The sequence below is a fragment of the Rhizobium aureum genome (assembly GCF_030182495.1).
GTDB classification, from domain to species: domain Bacteria; phylum Pseudomonadota; class Alphaproteobacteria; order Rhizobiales; family Rhizobiaceae; genus Rhizobium; species Rhizobium tropici_C.
Window position 1 is genome coordinate 464,475 of record NZ_JAQJCI010000002.1, and the last position, 19,767, is coordinate 484,241.

Annotated in this window: 18 protein-coding genes; 9 read left to right on the forward strand and 9 right to left on the reverse strand. The window is 59.7% G+C overall.

The features are described from left to right. Positions 1-100 precede the first annotated feature (100 nt). Positions 101-985, forward strand: a complete 885-nt coding sequence (locus PH552_RS07980) for a LysR family transcriptional regulator (protein WP_112344790.1) — start codon at positions 101-103, stop codon at positions 983-985. On the opposite strand, the gene PH552_RS07985 is transcribed toward PH552_RS07980, so the two are convergent. The 5 genes from PH552_RS07985 to PH552_RS08005 form a co-directional block, all read right to left on the reverse strand. Then, positions 969-2,699, reverse strand: coding sequence for a M14 family metallopeptidase (locus PH552_RS07985; protein ID WP_285165811.1), 1,731 nt, complete (start codon positions 2,697-2,699; stop codon positions 969-971). The two genes, PH552_RS07980 and PH552_RS07985, sit on opposite strands and share 17 nt — an antisense overlap. 5 nt (positions 2,700-2,704) lie before the next feature. Next, on the reverse strand, positions 2,705-3,553 hold the full coding sequence (locus PH552_RS07990; RefSeq protein WP_112344792.1) for an ABC transporter permease: 849 nt from the start codon (positions 3,551-3,553) through the stop codon (positions 2,705-2,707). A gap of 5 nt (positions 3,554-3,558) precedes the next feature. Then, on the reverse strand, positions 3,559-4,482 hold the full coding sequence (locus tag PH552_RS07995) for an ABC transporter permease (RefSeq protein WP_112344793.1): 924 nt from the start codon (positions 4,480-4,482) through the stop codon (positions 3,559-3,561). A 63-nt stretch (positions 4,483-4,545) separates the two neighbouring features. Next, positions 4,546-6,072: an ABC transporter substrate-binding protein gene (locus PH552_RS08000; protein WP_432422039.1), complete on the reverse strand. Its 1,527-nt coding sequence runs from the start codon at positions 6,070-6,072 to the stop codon at positions 4,546-4,548. A gap of 53 nt (positions 6,073-6,125) precedes the next feature. Next, positions 6,126-7,952: an ABC transporter ATP-binding protein gene (locus PH552_RS08005; protein WP_112344795.1), complete on the reverse strand. Its 1,827-nt coding sequence runs from the start codon at positions 7,950-7,952 to the stop codon at positions 6,126-6,128. Positions 7,953-8,378: 426 nt separating this feature from the next. Between PH552_RS08005 and PH552_RS08010 the strand changes: the two genes are divergently transcribed. The 4 genes from PH552_RS08010 to PH552_RS08025 all read left to right on the forward strand — a co-directional run bounded on the left by PH552_RS08010 (position 8,379) and on the right by PH552_RS08025 (position 12,458). Further along, a complete protein-coding gene (locus PH552_RS08010; RefSeq protein ID WP_181592425.1) occupies positions 8,379-9,071 on the forward strand; it encodes a GntR family transcriptional regulator in 693 nt (230 codons plus the stop codon). 151 nt (positions 9,072-9,222) lie between these two features. Continuing rightward, positions 9,223-10,425, forward strand: a complete 1,203-nt coding sequence (locus tag PH552_RS08015) for an MFS transporter (protein ID WP_112345198.1) — start codon at positions 9,223-9,225, stop codon at positions 10,423-10,425. A gap of 87 nt (positions 10,426-10,512) precedes the next feature. Next, positions 10,513-11,190: a FadR/GntR family transcriptional regulator gene (locus tag PH552_RS08020; protein ID WP_112344796.1), complete on the forward strand. Its 678-nt coding sequence runs from the start codon at positions 10,513-10,515 to the stop codon at positions 11,188-11,190. Further along, entirely contained in the window at positions 11,187-12,458 is a 1,272-nt protein-coding gene (locus tag PH552_RS08025) for a CynX/NimT family MFS transporter (protein ID WP_112344797.1), read from the forward strand. Before PH552_RS08020 ends, PH552_RS08025 begins: the two co-directional genes overlap by 4 nt. Positions 12,459-12,640: 182 nt before the next feature. Here PH552_RS08025 and PH552_RS08030 read toward each other — a convergent pair whose 3' ends face one another. Both PH552_RS08030 and PH552_RS33740 read right to left on the reverse strand, forming a co-directional pair. Next, positions 12,641-13,108 (reverse strand): Ros/MucR family transcriptional regulator, encoded by a 468-nt coding sequence (locus tag PH552_RS08030; RefSeq protein ID WP_112344798.1) that lies wholly within the window; start codon positions 13,106-13,108, stop codon positions 12,641-12,643. 544 nt (positions 13,109-13,652) lie between these two features. Then, the gene (locus PH552_RS33740; protein ID WP_348628029.1) at positions 13,653-13,865 is read right to left on the reverse strand and encodes an NUDIX hydrolase; all 213 of its coding nucleotides are present in this window, start codon (positions 13,863-13,865) and stop codon (positions 13,653-13,655) included. A gap of 652 nt (positions 13,866-14,517) precedes the next feature. Between PH552_RS33740 and PH552_RS08040 the strand changes: the two genes are divergently transcribed. Genes PH552_RS08040 through PH552_RS08050 form a run of 3 tightly spaced genes read left to right on the forward strand, consistent with a single transcriptional unit; the run spans position 14,518 to position 16,155 of the window. Beyond that, positions 14,518-14,844 carry a PadR family transcriptional regulator gene (locus PH552_RS08040; RefSeq protein WP_112344800.1) on the forward strand — a complete coding sequence of 109 codons (327 nt, stop codon included), beginning with the start codon at positions 14,518-14,520 and terminating at the stop codon, positions 14,842-14,844. Further along, positions 14,841-15,413 (forward strand): DUF1700 domain-containing protein, encoded by a 573-nt coding sequence (locus PH552_RS08045; protein ID WP_112344801.1) that lies wholly within the window; start codon positions 14,841-14,843, stop codon positions 15,411-15,413. Before PH552_RS08040 ends, PH552_RS08045 begins: the two co-directional genes overlap by 4 nt. A 34-nt stretch (positions 15,414-15,447) precedes the next feature. Then, positions 15,448-16,155, forward strand: a complete 708-nt coding sequence (locus PH552_RS08050; protein ID WP_112344802.1) for a GIN domain-containing protein — start codon at positions 15,448-15,450, stop codon at positions 16,153-16,155. A 27-nt stretch (positions 16,156-16,182) separates the two neighbouring features. Here the strand turns inward: PH552_RS08050 and gabD are convergent, their stop codons facing one another. Both gabD and PH552_RS08060 read right to left on the reverse strand, forming a co-directional pair. Continuing rightward, a complete protein-coding gene (gabD, locus tag PH552_RS08055) occupies positions 16,183-17,637 on the reverse strand; it encodes an NADP-dependent succinate-semialdehyde dehydrogenase (protein ID WP_112344803.1) in 1,455 nt (484 codons plus the stop codon). A 265-nt stretch (positions 17,638-17,902) separates the two neighbouring features. Next, entirely contained in the window at positions 17,903-18,727 is an 825-nt protein-coding gene (locus PH552_RS08060) for a helix-turn-helix transcriptional regulator (RefSeq protein WP_112344804.1), read from the reverse strand. Between the two features lie 97 nt (positions 18,728-18,824). Here PH552_RS08060 and PH552_RS08065 point away from each other — a divergent pair, with 97 nt between their 5' ends. Further along, entirely contained in the window at positions 18,825-19,754 is a 930-nt protein-coding gene (locus PH552_RS08065) for a phytanoyl-CoA dioxygenase family protein (RefSeq protein ID WP_112344805.1), read from the forward strand. Positions 19,755-19,767: the final 13 nt, after the last annotated feature.

Below are 19,767 nucleotides of genomic sequence, written 5' to 3' on the forward strand. Positions count from 1 at the left end.
GGGAACTCTCTCAGTGATCAGTGCTTGAGAGAATACGGCACACATATTATCATAAAAACTGAATTATTATGAGAGCAGTTATCTCTTTGGGAGATATGAAATGGACGTATCGGATCTCAGAGTTTTCGAAGCGGTATCACGGCACGGCAGCATGAACCGGGCGGCGCAGGAGCTGCACACTGTTCAATCGAATGTGACCGCGCGAATCCGGGCACTGGAAGAAGAGCTGGGTGTCAGCCTATTCCAGCGGCATGCAAGGGGCGTGTCGACCACACCGGCGGGACAACGAATTCTCCCATTTGTCGGCCGCATCACCAAGCTTCTGGCCGATGCCCGCACCGCCGCCAAGGATGATGGCGAGCCGGGCGGGACGCTTTCCCTCGGCAGCCTGGAAACGACGACAGCGCTGCGATTGTCGCCGCTCCTCGGCCAATTCGCCAAGACCTATCCGCAGGTACGTCTTGTCGTGACAACAGGCACGACCCGCCGGCTGATCGACGATGTCGTTTCATGCCGGGTCGAGGGCGCCTTCGTGGCGGGTCCTGTCAGCCATCCCGATCTCGAGCAGGAGGTGATCTTTCAGGAAGAGCTCGTTCTCGTGACATCGCCTGCCATTCGCGGAATGGAAGATTTGGCCGGCATTATCGATCTCAAGACCATCGTCTTCCAGATCGGCTGCTCCTACCGGCAGCGGCTGGAGTCGCTTCTTGCCGATATGGGTATCGTCACCTCGAAGCCGCTGGAATTCGGCTCTCTGGATACGATCATAAGCTGCGTGTCGGCCGGCGTCGGCATCACTCTCTTGCCAAGAGGTGTCGTCGCTGCCGCCGCCCAAGAGGGCAGGGTTGCAATCCACACGCTTCCTCCGGAACGGTCTCTGGTGGATACGCTTTTCGTGCGCCGATCGGATGCCTATACGACGAGCGCCATGACCGCTCTGCTCGATATGCTCAGATCGGCGAGCCCGATTAGCTCAACGCCATGATTTCCTGCCACGAGCGGTAGGCGGAAAGCACTGTTTCCATTTGCGCGGTATGGCCGGCGATGAAGGCGTCGCCGTAAATGGTCTCGTCCGGATATTCGGTGATCAAGGTCAATGGCACCGTATGGCGATCGTCGATATTGGCGAGACAGGGGAAGCCGTTGATGATGCGGAAGCCTGTTTCGCCGGCATGGGTTTCATAGAGTGCGATCTGACGATCGTTATAATCCCGTAGACCGGGGATGGCGTCGAGGTGTTTGGTCACTTTATCCAGAAGCTGCTCGGCCTGAGCCGCCCAGCCGGAATGATAACGGGCAATCAGGAAAAAGCCCTTCGGCAGCGTCCACATGGCGAAGTTGCGTGGGACATAACCGGAGAGCGGCCGTGTCCACTCGTGCGCCGGATAGCCATGCAGGTTGACGTGCAGCTGCGCTCCGCTCAGCCTCTCCGCCTGGAAGCGGATTTTCTTTTCGAAGAGATAGGGGCCGGCAGTCTCTTCGGTCCGATATTCGAGATCGTCGCCAAGCGCGGTGTAGCGGGCGGCATGATACATATGGCGCGGACTATCCTGGCGCAGGCGCTGATGCAGCGCGTAGCCATCGGGATTTTCGAGCGGCGAGATCGTGAAATGCGCGCCTTCAACCTTGGCAAGCCGACGGGCCGCACGCAAGGCACCCGCACCCCCGGTCGTCTCGTTGGCGTGCTGTCCACCGCTGATCATCACGGCCGCGTCGCTGCCCTTGATGTAGCGCGCTCGAACTGTGCGACCAGAGCGTGCGGCAGCCTCAAATGCTTCGCCGCCGATCTTGCTAAGCTCGGCCTCGATCTGCTGCATAGCCAGAGGTTCCGTCGCCGTCTCGATCTGCTGTTCGGCTCTATCCCAGTAGCGAGACGTCAGTGGCTGCGTTTCCACTCGGACGGAAATCTCACCAGAGGACCGCAGGATCTGCGGAACGATCTGCCCCGGCTTCAAGCCGCGGTCGCCGAGCGGGCGGCCGGATTTCTTCTGGAAGAATTCGAGCAGCGAAAAATAGAAATCCTCATGTAGCGCCTCGCGAAGGCTCATGACTTCGTCGCCGACGGGCAAGGCCTCGTCCAGCGCCGGCAGGGCAACGCGAATGTTCAGTTCCTCGAAATAGGGTTCGCTTGCGCCCCAGTCGAAGTGTGTGACCGCGGCAATGGTCTCCTCGAAGAGTTGTTCATAATCGGTGGCGAGCCGATCGCCCGTCGCATTGCCATCCCGCACGAGCCAGCCGGTCGGGGAAACGCTCGTTTCGCCGGCGGCGTCTATATGGACGCGATTAGGCACCAGCACCTTCAATTGGCGCTCTTCACCGGCTTTGCTTTTCAGCAGAACGCCATAGTGAAAGTCACTGTCAGCTCTTGCGACAAAGGTGATCTCGCGATTTTCCACCATTGCCGCGAGCGGATAGGCTTCCAGACGGAAGCGGTTTCCCGGTGCACTGGGATGAACCGGGTAGCGGATCTCGATCGCATCCACATCATGCAGGTCGATTTCCTCGATAAAGGCATTTACCAGCGGCTTGTAGGTGCTGCGAATGCGGGCCTTGATGCCTTTTTCCGCGAGCTTGCGTTCAGCTTGCTGGCGGCTGTCTCTGTCATCGAAAGTCCATGCCTCGAAGTTCTGGCCAGGCTTGGCATCGGCGACAAGGCGCGACAGCGTGCGCTCAAAACGTCTCTCGAAAATCACGGTCATGATATCTACCTTGTCGTTCTGCCGGTCGGGTCGAGGCTGTCGCGCAGCCAGTCGCCGAGGAGATTAAGGCCAAGCACAGTCAAAAGGATTGCAAGGCCGGGGAAGAGGCTGACCCACCATGCCGTCTGCAAATAGGTGCGTCCGTCGGCGAGCATGCCGCCCCAGCTGGGAATGGTCGGGTCGACGCCCAGTCCGAGGAAGGTGAGGCTGCTTTCCAGAAGGATGTTGTTGGCGATGTTCAGCGTCATCAGCACAATAACTGGACCGATAAGGTTCGGCAGCAGATGCTGGAAGATGATGCGCCAGTCTTTGACGCCGATCGCCCGAGCCGACAGGATAAACTCGCGCTCGCGCAAGCTCAGCACCGAGCCGCGCACGAGGCGCGCATATTGCACCCATTGCGAGACGATCAAGAGGATGATCGTGTTGGTGAGGCTGCCGCCGACGATGGCGATGAAGGTGATTGCCAGCAGAATGAAAGGCATCGCGAGTTGGATATCCGCAAAGCGCATCAGCAGCATGTCCCAGATGCCGCGGTAGTAACCCGCGGCAAGCCCTACCAGCACGCCAAGCACAACGCCGCCGATGACCGACGTCAGGCCGACGGTCAGCGATATCTTGCCACCTGCAACGACACGGGCCAGCACATCGCGTCCCAGAGGATCAGTGCCGAAGGGATGGGCGAGGCTGGCGAAGGGCCTGGCAAGCCTTGCCATCAGGTCGATCTTTTCGGCGCCGCCGGGAAAAAGGACGTCGGAGAGAAGAACGGCAAGGCAAATGACGATGGTGAGCAAAGCGCCGAATATGAATTCGAAGTTTAGAAAGCGCGAACGGCGCGAGATCGTGGCAGCCATCGGCGTTACTCCGTGCGGATACGGGGATCGACAAGGCCGTAGGCGATGTCGACGAGAAGGTTCACGCCGACGATGAACAGCGCCAGCACGGTGATCACGCCCTGCAATACCGGGTAGTCGCGGGCGCCAACGGCATCGAATGCCAGCGTGCCGAGACCGGGCCAGTTGAAGACGCGCTCGATGACGACGATGCCGCCGAGCAGCCCACCGAACTGGATGCCGAAATAGGTGATGAGCGGTATCGCGCAATTGCGCAATGCATGCTTGTAGAGCACTTTGCTTTCGCTAAGGCCCTTGGCGCGCGCGACCATAATGTATTGAGATTGCAGCGTTTCCAGCATGGCGGTACGCACCAGGCGCACATTCGTTGCCGTCAGGATGACGCCCATGGTCACAGCCGGCATGATGTAGCTCGAAATTCCGACCATGCCGCTCGGCGGCAGCCAGCCGAGCGTGATGGAAAACAACAGCACCATCATCAGCGCCAGCCAGAAGTTCGGGAAGGAGAGGCCGAGGAGCGAGAGAACGCGGATGATCTGGTCTGCTGTCTTGCCCCGCGCCGTCGCGGCCTTGATGCCGAGCGGGATGGAGAGCGCGATCGAGACCACCATGGAGATGAAGGCGAGTAGCAGCGTCGCGGGCAGGGCATTGGCAATTAGCTGGGAAACAGGCGTGCCGCCGGTGAAGCTGCGACCGAAATCGAGCGTCAGCAGCCCCTTCAGGAAGCTGAAATACTGCACGAGGAAAGGTTGATCCGTGCCGAGGGCTGTGCGGATACGGGCCAGGTCGTCTTCGGTCATGCTGCCGCCGCCCTGAAACATCATCACGGCAGGGTCGCCGGTGAGGCGGATGGCGAAGGAGACGAGAAGAGTGATGGCGATCACGACGAAAATCGCCTGCAGCAATCGCTTGATGAGAAAACCGGCCACGTTCTTACCCCGAGAGCTTTCGGATGACGCCGCCGGCCGGGCCGACGGCGTCCTGCTTGATGATTAGTCGACGGTGACTTCGTTCAGCTTGATGCGGGTATCCGGAGCGGGCACGAAGCCCTTGACGCGCTTGCTGACGCCGTAGATCGCATTGCTGTTGTAGAGCGGCAGTTCGAGCGCCTTGTCGGCGACATATTTGCCGATGTCCTTCAGCACCTTTTCGCGCTCGGCGCGATCGGTGAGCGGGCGCTGCGATTCCAAGAGCTTGTCCAGAGCGGCATCCTTTTCATAAGGATTCCACTTTTCGCCGGAGTGATACATCGAATAGGCCGTGTTGTCGTAGTCGAAGGTCCAGCCGCCCCATTTCTGCTGGAACATCGCGCCGGTCTTGCCCTGCGGAATGATGTCGTTCAGCAGAACGTTGGTTTCATAGGGCTTGATGGTGGCGGTGAGGCCGACCATCTGCAGATAGCTTGCCACGACCTGCGCCACCTCGTTCATCGTCGCGTCATTGCCGCGAATGTCGATCTGCAATGCCGCGCCGGGCTTCACTCCGGCTTCTGCAAGCAGCTTCTTGGCGCCTGCCGGGTCGTAAGGAAGCGGCTTCAGGTCGGCATCGTAGCCGAAGGAAAGCGAATTCTGGAAGCTGACGATTTCGGTCCCCTGGCCTGCAAGGATCGACTTGACGATCGTGTCGCGATCGACGGCCATGATGATCGCCTTGCGCACCCGCGGATCGGCGGTAATTCCGTCGCGGGTGTTGAAGCGCAGCGCATCGACCGTCGGGCCGGGAACGCTGGCGATTTCGAGCTTGGAATCGCCCTGGATGACCGGCAGCATGCCGATCGGGATGGTCGGCGGGATGACGATATCGACGCGGCCCGCCTGAAGCTCGGCAACGGCGGTCGCCGGCTCGCTGATGAAGCGATATTCAAGCTCGGAGAGCTTCGGTGCGCCACCCCAGTAATCCGGGTTGGCTTCGAGCTTGATGTTCACTTTCGGCGTATAGGAAACGAATTTGAAGGCGCCGGTGCCGACCGGATTGAGATTGAAATAATCCTCTCCCTTTTCCTTGATGTATTTCGGCGGCACGATCATCGCACCATAGCCGGCAAGTTTCGTCAAAAGTACCGGATCGGGCGTCTTCAGCTTCATATCGACCGTGTAGTCGTCGATGATGTCGATGCTTTCGATCGCGGTGTAGTTCGAGCGCTGCGGTCCCTTGGCGCCCTGCTCGCCGAGCAGGCGGTCGAAGGTGAACTTCACCGCTTCGGCATTGAAGGGCTCGCCATCATGGAATTTCACGTTGTGACGCAGCTTGAAGCGGATGCGCTTGCCCAGATCCAGTTCTTCCCAGGATTCGGCAAGGCCCGGCACCAGCTTGAGATCGGGGCCGCGATAGGTGAGGCCGTCGAAGATGTTGGTCGAAACGGCAGCCCATGCCACCAGGAACGTGTCGATCGGGTCCCAGCTACCGGGATCCTGTGACGACGAAACCGTCAGCTTGCCGGCCGCGAAGGCGGGAGCGGCACTGATGGCGACGCTCGATATCATGAGTGCGGTCAGAGCGGTCTTCAGTCCCCATTTCATTCTTTTCATTGAACCTGTTTCCTCTTCAGATCGATGCGATGTTTGGTAGTCGCTCAGGCGCTCTTGGCGATGAAGTGGCCTGAGGTGATTTCCTCGTGAGCCAGGATCGGCGGCTCGTCGCCAACGCGGCGGACGGGATTGGGGATCTCGCCCTCCAGCAGGGTGGTTCTGCGCTCCTGCGTCGGATCGGCGATCGGTACGGCCGAGAGAAGGCGCTGCGTATAGGCGTGCATTGGTGTTTCGAAGACCTGGCGGCGGCTGCCGATCTCCATGATCTGGCCGAGATAGAGAACGGCGACGCGATGGCTGATCTTCTCGACGACGGCCATGTCATGGCTGATAAACAGATAGGCGAGCCCGCGTTCGGCCTGGAGATCCATCAAGAGATTGATGATCTGGGCCTGGATCGACACGTCGAGAGCCGATAGCGCTTCGTCGGCGATGATGAGCTTCGGATCGGAGGCCAGGGCACGGGCGATGCAGACGCGCTGGCGTTGGCCGCCTGAGAATTCGTGCGGATAGCGATCGGCATGAGCCGACGTCAGGCCGACGCGCTCCAGAAGTTCGTCCACCCGGCAGCGAACTTCCTTCGATCCGGAGATGATGCCATGGGTGTTGATCGGCTCCGCAATCGAGAAGCCGACCATCTTGCGCGGATCGAGCGAGGCGAAGGGATCCTGGAAAATGTATTGCACGTCGCGCCGCAGGCGGAAACGTTCGAGCTGCGACATGGCGGCGAAACTCTTGCCGTTGAAGGTGATTTCACCGGAACGCGCTTTCTGCAATTGCTGGATGGTGCGGCCGATCGTCGATTTGCCGGAGCCGGATTCGCCGACGAGGGCCAGGGTTTCACCGGGATGAATATCGAAAGCGACCTTCTGGACGGCGCTGCAGCGATGCGTGACCTGGCCGAATATGTTCTTTCTTATGTCGAAGCGCACAAAGAGGTCGCGTACCGATAGCAGCGGCTGCTGGTCGTAGCGGGCGGTATTCTGGACTCGTTCTTCACCGACGATCTTCGGCTCGCCACCATCGAGCACCGTCAAGGGCATGCGCTTCGGAAAGTCCTGGCCGGTCATGCTGCCAAGCTTCGGCACTGCGGCGAGAAGCGCCTTCGTATAAGGGTGCCCGGGATTGGCGAAGATCTCGCGAACCGGGCCTTCCTCGACCTTCTTGCCCTTCCACATGACCACGACATCATCAGCCATTTCGGCCACCACACCCATGTCATGGGTGATGAAGATCATGCCCATGCCGAGATCCTTTTGCAGGTCCCGCATGATGTTGAGAATCTGTGCCTGGATCGTCACGTCGAGGGCAGTCGTCGGCTCGTCGGCGATCAGCAGCTTCGGGCGGCAGGCGAGCGCCATGGCGATCATCACACGCTGGCGCATGCCGCCGGAAAGCTGATGCGGATAGCGCTTCAAGAGTGCCTGCGCATCCGGCAGACGCACCATTTCCAGCAGGCGCTGCGCCTCCGCCATGGCAGCGGATTTGCCGATCCTCTCATGTAGAAGGAGGACTTCGCAGATCTGATCACCAATGGTGAAGACAGGGTTGAGCGAGGTCATCGGCTCCTGGAAGATCATGGCGATCTCCTTGCCGCGAACAGCGCGCATCTCCTTCTGCGGGAGCTTCAGCAGATCCTTGCCGTCGAAGAGGATGGTGCCTGTCTCGAAGCGTGCGCCCATCATATCGGCAAGGCGCATGATGGAAAGCGAGGTCACCGATTTGCCGGAGCCGGATTCGCCTACGATTGCGAGCGTCCGGCCCGGCTCGATCGAAAAGGAAAGCCCTTCGAGCACGCGGTTTTCACCGAACCGCACAGTCAGATCCGCTACAGACAGAAGCGGTTTGTTGTCGCCCGCAGCATTCGTCATGCGCTTACCTCGGTATTGGGCTGGTCGCTCATGGCATCCGAGATGATGACGATGTTGCTCTGTGCATTCATGATGCAGGTGCACTCGCCGAAATCGAACCGCAGCATCCTCATGCCGACACCCGCTGCAGCCTGACAAAAGCAGGCGAGGTTTTTCTACAAAACAGGCGTCTCATGAACATCTGTATCTGCGTTCCCGTTATGTTTGTGAGAACGTGAGATAGCATCAAACCACAATGTGGTCTATATTGTTCAACAATTTTCATATTGCCAATCGAAAACGGGGACAAATCTGCGCAAAATCGCCCGCCGGACCTTGCTGTCAACGGGCCGCCAACCGCAGACAAGTACGAATAGCCACTCGCTTTCCAACAAGTGGCTGATTAGTGGCCGTCGGAGCGATTGAATGCAGGTGCCGGGAGAGCAAATGAAGCAGACAAATCTTGCCAGCATCGAGCCGACGGTTGTCGCGGAGACGGGGCAGACGGTTGCGGAACTGACCGCCGCCCGCATCCGCGAGCGCGTGATCAGCGGCACGCTCTCGCCTGGCAGCCATCTGTCCGAAGCGGCTCTTTGCGAGGAATTGCAGGTCTCGCGCAACACGCTGCGCGAAGTCTTCCGGCTGCTGACGAAAGAGGGTGTGCTGCGTCATGAGGCCAATCGGGGCGTCTTCGTCACTACGCCGAGCATCTCGACAATCATGGATATCTTTCATATTCGCCGCCTGATCGAATGCTCGGCGCTCGCCAATGCGCATCACCGCCACCCGAGCGTCGACAAGATGCGCGCCGCCATCGATGCCGCCGTCCAGCATCGTGATCGTGGCGAGTGGCTGGAGGTCGGCAGCGCGGATATCGCCTTTCATGCCGCCATCGTCGCGCTTGCCGACAGTCCAAGGCTTTCAGCCTTCTATGCCCAGATTTCCCTGGAACTGCGCCTCGTCTTCGGCCTGATCCGCGATCCCGAATATCTGCATGCTCCCTATGTCGGCCAGAACGCGGCCATCCTGGCGCATCTGGAGCAAGGGGCGTCCGTGAGCGCAGCCGACGCACTGGAGAAATACTTGTTTCAGTCAGAGCGCTTCATCCTGGCCGCCTATTCGCGCGCGATGCCCGGCTGAAGCCCACCTGCCGTCATTGATGTGATGAATGATGTGGACAATCCATGTCCGAAGGGGTCAAGCACAAAGCAACCATTTGCGTCTCGATCCACTTTGACGGAAGGATATCCAGCGCCCCGAAGGCGTGATTTACAACATCCTCGACCCGCCGATGACCCACCTTCTTCCTGATGTTTTCCGCGACCCGACCATTCGGGTGAGCATGCTTGCCATTTTTGCCTTTGGCTTTGCCGGCGCCGCCACATCGCCCTATCAATCGGTCGTCGGCATCCACGAACTCGGACTCAGCAATGGGCTCTATTCGACGCTGATCTTCTGCGCGGCCGCGGTGAACGTCGTCGTCAGCATCCTGCTTGGAAATCTGGCGGACCGGATCGGCCAGTATCGCGTGATGATGCTGAGCGTCGCCATTTTCGGGGTCCTGGGTTATGGCGCCGTCTATGCCGTGCCTGCGCAGGCAACCTTCGTTCTCAGCGCCTTGTTCTTCCTGCCGGTCTACGGTTCGCTCAACTCGCTGCTCTTTGCCAATGTCAGGGTGGCGACAAGCGGAATGGAGCGCAACCATGTCGCCACGGTCAATTCCGGCGTACGTGCGATGATCTCGCTCTCCTGGGTTCTGGTGCCTGGTATAACTGGCGTCCTGCTTGCAAATTCAGCAAGCATGCTGCCGGCCTATTTGTTTGCCGGTCTCGCCTGTGCGGTCTGCTTCGGATTGATCGCCTTTTTCCTTCCGCGCCAGGATGGCACCGACAAGGCATCGGCACGCCATCTTTCCTATCTTGCCGCGCTGGGCGAAGTTATGTCACCGCCGGTCTTCGTGCGCCTCATCGCGGTGGCACTGATCACCAGCACGCTGCATGTCAATGGCGCCATTCTGCCACTCATCGTCACCGGCGCGGCGCACGGAACGGTGGCCGATATCGGTATCCTTGTCGGGATCGTCGCCCTTCTTGAAGTCGTTTTCATTGTCGCGTGGGGGCGGGCGCAGCGGATCATGACCCATCTCATGGCGCTGGGGATCGGCACGGTCATCTACGTCGTCTATCTGGTCCTGCTCGGCTTGGCTTACGCACCCTGGCACGTCTATGCGCTGACCCTCGTCAGCGGGATCGGCGCGGCAGCGCTCATCAGTATTCCCATTACCTATCTGCAGGATCTGATTGCCGAGCGCCCCGGTCTCGGCAGCGCGCTCATATCGGTCAATATCTTCCTCAGTGCAGGTTTGAGCGCTCTTCTCTTCGCGATCGGCACGGCGATCAGCAGCTATTCCGGAACGGCCCTTATCGGTGCTGCCGCCGGTCTGCTGGGACTTGCCTTACTGCTTTTCTTCGAAAAGAGCAGACGTCATAACTAGCCGCTGATCATTCCTGCAATTGGATTGACGAAGAGCTTTTCGCCGCCTAAATCATAAAGTCATCCGATGACTTGATGATAGTAGATCATGCGTGCCCTGACCAAAACCACTCTTGCGGACAATGCCGTCGAGGCCATTCGCGGCGAAATCATCGCCCGACGCTGGCTTGTCGGCGAAAAGCTCCCGAATGAAGCCTCGCTCTCATCCATGCTGTCGGTCAGCCGCGGCACGATCCGCGAGGCAGTGAGGGTGCTGGTCTCCCAAGGCTTTCTCGAGACGCGGCAGGGGTCCGGCACCTATGTTCGCTCGGTGACGGATGTCAGCCGTCCTTTGGATATGGCGCGTCGCGCCGGCTTGCGCGATCAGTTCGAGGCCCGGCTTGCGCTGGAGGTCGAGGCCGCACGGCTCGCTGCCTTGCGTCATTCGCCGGAAATTGTTTCGCAACTGCGCGCCTTGCTGATTGCGCGCGGAAACTATACCGGCGGTGACAAGGCCGCGTTCATCGAGCGCGACCTTGCCTTCCATAAGGCGGTCGTCGCGGCCTCACAGAACAGGGCGATGATCGAGCTCTACGAATTCTTCTCCCTTTCCATTGCCGAGACCATCGAGGCGACGCTCGGCGCGGATATTCCCGAGCCGGATATGCAGGCGCATATCGCGATCGTCGACGCGATCGAAACCGGCAATCCTGAAGCGGCCGATGCCGCCGTACGCCGCTTCATGGCGCCCGTCGTCGCTACTCTTGATCGATTGCTGATGTCATGACCATAACTTCACAAAATGCCGCCTCGCTCGAATTGATCGATGCCGAGGCCGATGAAATTCCCGTACCGCGGCCACGTGGAGGCAAATCGCCGATCGGCAGGTTTCTGCTGGGTGCAAGCCTCGTGCTCATTGCGTTCAATCTCAGACCGGTTTTCTCGAGCGCATCGGCGCTTCTGCCGGAAATCAGGTCCGCGCTTGGCGTTTCGGCCTTCGGTACCAGCATCCTCACGACCTTGCCCGTGGTCTGCATGGGGCTGTTTTCGCCATTTGCGCCAAGGCTTGCGCAGCGCATGGGAACCGAGCGTGTCCTGCTTGCGGTCATCTTCCTGCTTGCGCTCGGCACGGCGCTGCGCGGAGTTTCCTCCATTTCCCTGCTCTTCCTCGGAACGGCACTGACCGGCGCATGTATTGCCATCGGCAACGTGCTGCTGCCTGGGCTCGTCAAGCGTGATTTCCCGGACAAGGCCGCCCTGATGACGGGCTGCTATACGATGGCGCTATGCGCCGGCGCGGCAAGTGCTGCCGGGTTCACGCTTCCGATCGAGCATGCCCTCGGTGGATCGCTGGGTGGTGCGCTTGCGGCGTGGGCCGTGCCGGCCTTCGTGGTCGGACTTCTCTGGCTGCCGCAGGTGGTTCGAACGCGCAGCCAGGTCCGCCGCGCTGGTTTTCGTGTCACCGGCCTCTGGTCGGATCGCATCGCCTGGCAGGTAACGCTTTTCATGGGGCTGCAATCGGCACTTGCCTACTGCGTCTTCGGCTGGCTCGTGCCTATTCTGCGCGAACGCGGCCTTGACGGCGTGACCGCCGGAGCCATTGTCTCCGCCTCGGTTATGGTGCAGGCCGTTGCCTGCCTCGTCGCACCCCATATCGCCGTCAAGGGAAGGGACCAGCGCGCCATCAATGTCATTCTCTGCCTGGTCGCGGTCGCAGCATTGCTGGGCCTGCTCTTTGCGCCGCTTTGGACGGTCTGGTTCTGGGCCGTGCTGCAAGGCATCGGGCAGGGCGGATTGATCGCGGTGGCACTGACCGTCATCGTGTTGCGATCGCCCGACGCGCATGTGGCGGCCCATCTCTCCGGGATGGCGCAATTCGTCGGTTATCTGCTTGCCGCGATCGGCCCGCTCGTCGTCGGCACGATCCATGGCTGGACCGGGAGTTTTGCCTGGAGCTCCGTATTGTTCGTCCTGCTCGGCCTCGGCGCCGGTATCAACGGCTGGTTTGCCGGCCGCGCGATTACCGTCAATGCCAAGACAATCGAAATTCCGTGATCCTGCAGCGACTTGATCGCGCAATTATCGTCGAAGTGCGGACAGGGCGGATCACGCGAAGTGGCTCAAAACGTTCCTGGAGCATCTACAAGCGTGCGCGCAGCGATTTTCCGTTCGCAACGCGCTGGGAAATAAAAAGATAGGCGCGTACGCTTTTCGAAGAAACGCAGAACTACTCCAAATCAGCCGGTTTTCCGCTGCCGTCGAGCCGGCTCGGCAGCCGGCGCAATATCGGTCGCGTTCTTTGTATGGCCGAGGAGGGCTTTCTTCGCCAGCGTCGATCGTGTGGCTGCATAGGTGGCCGAGACCATCGGGTAGTCGGCCGGCAAGCCCCATTTCTTTCGATATTCTTCGGGTGTCAGGCCGTATTTGGTGTTGAGGTGCCGCTTCAGCGATTTGTACTTACCGCCGTCTTCCAGGCAGATCAGATATTCATCGGTAATGGATTTCTTGATCGGCACCGCCGGCTTCAGCGACTTTTCCGATGACAACGGCTCAGGTTGCCGAGAACCGGTAAGCGCGGCATATGTGTCTATGATGAGCCTCGGCAAATCTTCCGGCGCGGTCGCGTTGCGAAGAACGTAGGCCGAGACGATCTTGCTTGTCAGCTCAATAAACCTCTCGTGGCTGGCAGTATTTTCTCTTTTCATTTTCGGCCTCACGTCGTGTTTTTTTACTCATGTATCCAAAGTTGTTTTTACTTTCAATTAAAATAACGAGGGCCTCATGTATTCTGCGCATGTTATCATATTCGTAGTAAATAAGCTCACCGCTAAAGTTGAAATCTATTAATTTTTCATTTTGTTACAATATTTAAATTTTACTCTCGCCCCATGTAAAGCGACGTGCAATTGGACGGCTCGTCCGCCGTGAGCAACGCGTCTGCCGCCCATAGGCGAATAGGCGAACGAAGTTGTATTCCAGGCCAGGAATTTCCAGGAAATCGCCGAAGTTGCCCTCATTGTCTGGAGCCGATGAAATTCGACCTCATTGGCCCGCGGACACAGTCTGCTGCCGATAATGAGGAAGGATATGATGCTCGGTCAGGGGAGCCATAGCTATATGTCCCGGATTGTGGGGCGATACCCAGCGGATCTCCTCGATCTCTGCCGCTGCTGTGATTGCCGGATCGCCCACATGCAGCCGGAATATATCCGCGACGACAGTATGGTGCGGTTCGTTGGCTGCCGGCGCCTAGAAACGACCGAGGAAAGTCAGATCCTTCATCTCTGCCGCAAGGCCCAGTTCTTCGAGGAGTTCCCTGATCAGCGCCGTCTCTGGCGTCTCCTGCTGCTCCACCTTGCCACCGGGTTGCATGAAGGCAATAGTGCCGCGCTTGCGCACAAGCAATGTCTTCCCGTCCGGGCGCAGCACCAGAGCCGCCGCTATGCGTATCGTTTTTGTCATGATCTGATCGGATTCGCGGACGAGTTTCAACGCTCATAATGCCTGCGCATTGTTCCACGTCACATGCTGCTTCACGCTCCGATATGCTTGCCGTTACCGCTGCGTCAGATGCCGGCGGAAAAATGCGACGACAGCGGCGTTGAATTGTCTATGAAACGCGACGCGATCGAAGCCCGGCGCATCGGTGCAGGCATCCGACGACGGCCTCATTTCCGGGCAAGGTGTCAGAAACGACAAATGAACGGCATTGGGGACGACTCGAAAATCAGGTTTTTCCGGCAATAGCCGTGCAAGCGTTGCGACATTTTCAGGAGATGCTCCACCACCCCCTCCAAGCTCTGAGCCCCAAAGCTGAAGCGGAACTTTGACATCTTCCACGCTGTCCACGGTCGGGAAGACGATGCTCAGCGGGTCGGCTACAACGACTGCTTTGATGCGGGGATCGTGAGTTAGCAACTGTGGTGGCGGTTGTCGCCGGGGACTACTCCATTTAACCAGAGATACAGGCTGCGCGATGGCTGTGATGGCAAGGCATGTCGGTCCGTAGTCCAGACGATGACACGAAGAGGCATGTGCCGGTTGCGAAAGCCGTCCTAGCTACCTTGCATAAACAGATAGCTTGTTATATTCGTTCTGTAAAGCTGAGGCGTTCATGACTGACTCGATCCAAGTTCAATTGCGGAAGGGCGTGCTCGATCTTTGCGTCCTGGCCGTGCTCTCGCGGGGCGAAAGCTACGGCTATGAGATTGCGAGTACGCTGGTTGCGGCGGTGGGCATGGGCGAAGGAACGATCTACCCGCTGATGCGCAGGATGCAGAATGACGGACTGGTTGCGACCCGCATCGTCGAGTCGAGCAGCGGGCCGCCGCGTAAATATTATCGGCTCACGCCGCTCGGCCGCTCGATTTTCGAAGCCCATCGCCGCGACTGGCGCTCGCTAGCCGACGCTGTCGATAAACTTCTTGAGGATTCACCATGACCAGGGACGCTTTCTTACGCACGTTGAGGCTTGGGCTTGCGAGCCTGCCGCCGCATGAGATTGACGATATCCTGGCTGATTACGCAGCCCATTTTGCCGAATCCGAGGCTTCCGGCCGAAGCGAGGAGGAGGTTGCCGCAGCGCTTGGCGATCCGGGCAGGATCGCTCGGGAGCTGCGGGCGGATGCGGGGCTGCGCCGTTTGGAGGCCCACTGGAGCGTACCGAATCTCCTGGCCGCTATGATGGCCCTGGCCGGCCTTGCCATTGTCGATATTTTTTTCCTGCTGCCGCTGCTCTTTGCTGCGATCTTCGTCACGCTTGGCCTTGCGATTGCATTGGTGGCTGTCGGCGCCGTGGGTCTGAAGATCATCGTCACCACCGTGCTGTTCCACATCGGCCTGCCTTCCGTCGGCATGCTGGCCCGCCTGCTGATCGGTGCCGGCCTGGTGAGCTGCTTCGTGGGTGGCGGTGCTTTGCTGCTGATGGGTCTGAGTTTGGGCATCCGCATGCTTGGGCAATATGCTCGCCTGCATTTCCGCCTGGCTCAAGTGGACGAAAGTCGAGCTTGAGCACCGGACTGCGCATCGTTGGAGGAAATGGACAATGAACGGGAAATTGGCGACTGTCGCGACGACCGGACTGATTTGTGCATTCGTCTTTCTTACGCTCGGCACCGGGCTTTCCGGGCCGGATTGGGCCAATGCGGGGCGTTGGTGGGGTGGCATGCGATCCGGTTGCGAATCTGCGGCATCCGGCAAGCAGCAGGTCATCCTGCCTTTCAGCTCCAATGGCAGCCTGGCGGTCGATATTCCGGCCTCCGTTCAGTACCGGCCGGGCGGAAAGGCGGAGGCCGTCATCAGCGGTGATCCGGCACTTCTGGATCATGTACGCCTGCAGGGTGGCAGGCTGAGCCTGGATTGCGATCCGGGTTGGTCCAGCTCCAAATTCGAAGTCAGCCTGTCGGGACCGCTCGTCACCGATTGGAAGGTGCGCGGCAGCGGCGATCTTGCCCTGTCGCAGCTCGATCAGTCCGATTTGCGTTTGAGCATATCCGGAAGTGGCAGCGTCTCCGCCACGGGCAGCGCGCATACGGTCGATCTCGAGATTTCCGGCTCAGGTACCGCACGGTTGAAAGACCTGGCCGCCCAATCGGTGAAGATCAGGGTTCGGGGCAGCGGCGATGCTGAGGTTGCCGCTGCTGCCGATGCGGATATATCGATCAGCGGAAGCGGCAACATCGAGCTATATGGGCATCCAGTCCTGCGACGCTCGGAGATCAGAGGCAGCGGCCGCCTCGTGCAGGTGCCATAAACCTCTCCCGACGGCCTCCCCTTGGCCTCAGGCGACGCCGCCGAGGCAGACATATTTGATTTCGGTGAATTCCTCGATGCCGTAGCGCGATCCCTCGCGGCCGAGGCCGGAAAGCTTGACGCCGCCGAACGGCGCTTCGGCCGTCGAGATCAGGCCGGTATTGACGCCGACCATGCCGTATTCCAGCGCTTCGGCGACCCTGAAGACGCGGGCGAGATCCTTGGCATAGAAATAGGAGGCAAGGCCGAACTCGGTGTCGTTGGCCTGGGTAATGACATCGGCCTCGTCCTTGAAGCGGAAGAGGGGAGCGACCGGCCCGAATGTCTCTTCCTTGGCGACGGCCATGGCGGGCGTGATGTCGGCAAGGACGGTCGCCTCATAAAAGCGTCCACCGAGATGGTGGCGATGGCCGCCGGCAACGATGCGGCCTCCCTTCGAAAGGGCGTCGGCAACATGCTCCTCGACCTTGGCAAGGGCCGCCTCGTCGATCAGCGGGCCGAGATTGATGCCTTCGTCGAAGCCGTTGCCGGTCTTCAGCGAGCCCACAGCCTTAGAGAGCTTCTCGGCAAAGGCATCATAGACGCCGTCCTGAACATAGAGACGATTGGCGCAGACGCATGTCTGGCCATTGTTGCGGAACTTGGCGATCAGCGCGCCTTCGACGGCAGCATCGAGATCGGCATCGTCAAACACGATGAAAGGTGCGTTGCCGCCGAGCTCCAGCCCGAGTTTCTTGATGGTCGGCGCGCTCTGCTTGTAGAGTTCTGCGCCCACTTCGGTCGAGCCGGTGAAGGTGAGCTTGCGCACGACCGGACTTGCGGTCATCTCGGCGCCGATGGCGCGAGCCGAACCCGTCAGTACGCTGAAAAGCCCCTTGGGCAGACCGGCGCGTTCGGCAAGGACCGCAATGGCGATCGCCGAAAACGGCGTTTGCGAGGCCGGCTTCAAGACCATGGCACAGCCAGCGGCAAAGGCAGGACCGGCCTTGCGAGTGATCATGGCGTTCGGGAAATTCCAGGGCGTGATCGCCGCGACAACGCCGACCGGCTGCTTCATGACCAGAATGCGCTTGTCCTTCTGGTGACCGGGAATGATGTCGCCATAGACACGGCGGGCTTCTTCGGCAAACCATTCGATGAAGCTCGCGCCATAGGCGATTTCGCCTTTGGCTTCAGGCAGCGGCTTGCCCTGTTCGGCTGTCAGGATACGTCCGAGATCATCCTGGTTTTCCATCATCAGCTCGAACCAGCGGCGCAAGATACCGGAGCGTTCCTTGGCGGTGCGGGCGGCCCATTCCTTCTGCGCGGCTTCGGCTGCAGCAATCGCCTTCCTGGTCTCCGCAGCACCCAGATTGGGAACGAGGCCGATGATCTCGCCCGTTGCGGGGTTGTCGACCTTGATCGCGTTGGATGGATCGGCTTCGATCCAATCACCGCCGACCAACGCGGCCTGCCGGAACAATGTTGCGTCTTTCAAATTCATGATTGCCTCCTCGCGCTTCGAACGTTGATGAGGAGCGGGTGTTTTTCATCCGCTCCCAGGGGTAACGCTTAAGGCGCGATAATCGGCTGTGCCTTCAGGTCAGGCTCTGCCACTTCCGCACCGGCAACAGGCTATCATGTTCGAACCAGGATTTGGGAGCGGATACTCCGGCCGCCTGCCGACGGCCAAGCCTGAAACGGAATTCCATCCAGCGGCGGCCGTCCGATGAACGGATGGTTGCGACGAGGCGGCCGGTCTTGAGCGTTCAGCTCCTCCTGAACCGCGAGCGAAATTCGCGCGGCGTGCAGTTTTCCCGCTCGTGAAACAGCCGGGAGAAGTAGAACGCATCGTCAATGCCGACCTTGGCGGCGATGACCTCGATCTTGTCGTCCGTCGTTGCCAGGAGTTCCTTGGCATGATCCATGCGCACCCTAAGCTGAAAGCCTTTCGGCGGCAGCCCGACCTCCCTTGCGATCTTTCTGCGGAGTGTCGCGGGCAACATTCCATATTCGGCGGCGAAGGCGGCGATATCGAGCGGTTGCATCGCCCTGCGCCGAAGCGCCTCGACGATTTCGGCCATATCCGCTCCTTCCTGAAGGGAAGGCGTGGTCTGGCAGGCCTTTCGCGCCGCCAGGACAACGATCTGGTGGAGCGAAGCGGCCGCCGAGGCTCTCGCAAGGTTCGAATCCGCGAGCAGATCGCCGTGAATGCCGCCGAAAAGGCGCTGGATGCGATCGAGATTGCGCAGATTGATGAGCGGATCCTGCTCGCTGATGAGGCGCAGCCTCAGAAAGTCCCGCACCAGAGAGCCCTCGAAAAGCGCCCATCGCTCGTTCCAGCCATCAGCATCCGGGCCGTATGAGTGCTGGCGGTTTGGAAAGAGCCAGAAGAGGGCCGGGCCTTTCACGCTCCGGCGACCGCAAGCCTCGGTCTCGAGAAAGCCCTGGCCATTCTCTACGAGGACGACCGCATAGCACGGCAGCTTCCGTCCTTTGACGGCGTGCATTGCATGCTGTCTTCCACTGCCGGTGATAGCTAGCCCGCTGGCGGCCGCGAGTGATGATCGGTAGACGGCTTCCGTCGGTCTCATGATGAGCGAAAAGTCCAGTATGATTTCCGTCCATGTAATGGAACATCACTGACTGCTAGATTCAATGGGCAATCACATCGAGCGATAGGCGAATGAAATGTCTATTTCCATGCAGGCCGTGCAATCCGGCGAGCGCGAGCTCAATCTTGTCGCCAACGGAAAGGTTCTTTCCACCGCACCCGATCGGCTCGGCTATCTGACGCCGACTGATCCGGGCATCGGCGTTCAGGCAATCCGCAGCCTTTATGAAGAGAATGGCTATGTGTGGCTCAAGGGTTTCCTGCCGCGCAAAGACGTCATCGACTTTCGCGGCTGGGTTTTCGGTCATCTGGCGGCGACGGGGCTGATCGAGAAGGGAACGGATCCGAGGGATGGCATCGCGTCCGCTGTGGCGCCCGAAGGCGGTGATGTCGATCGCTGCCTGATGTCGCTGGTCCGTTCGGTCGCTTATGAGGGCTTCTGCGCGCAGCCTCGCATGTCGCGTTTCATGGACGAATTCCTGTCGGGCATTTCCTATCTGCACAAGCGCAAGATCATGCGCCATGTCCGGCCGGGAACGACGACGGCAACGCCTGCCCATTATGATCTCGTCTATCTGCGTGGCGGAACGAGCCGGATCGTGACGGCATGGATACCGATCGGCGATATCCCGATGGAAATGGGCGGCCTTGCCTATCTGGAGGGATCGCATGCCATCGGCGTCAAGATGGAGCGTGAGTTCAGCGAGCGGAACAAGGATCTCGGTCCCGAGGAGCGCGTGAGCGCCTATAACCGCAACATGACGGAGGGCGGCTGGGTTTCGAAGGATCTGCCCGAGATGGCGAAACGTTTCGATACGCGCTGGCTGGTCGCCGACTATGAGGCCGGCGACGTCATGCTCCATTCGCCCTTCATGATTCACGCCTCGACCACCAACCAGGACAGACGGCAACGGCTGCGTCTCTCCACCGACATCCGGTATCAGAATGTCGAGGACGAGATTGATATCAGATGGAACAACCATTGGACGCTCGGCGACATGCTGTGATCATGTCACCGGC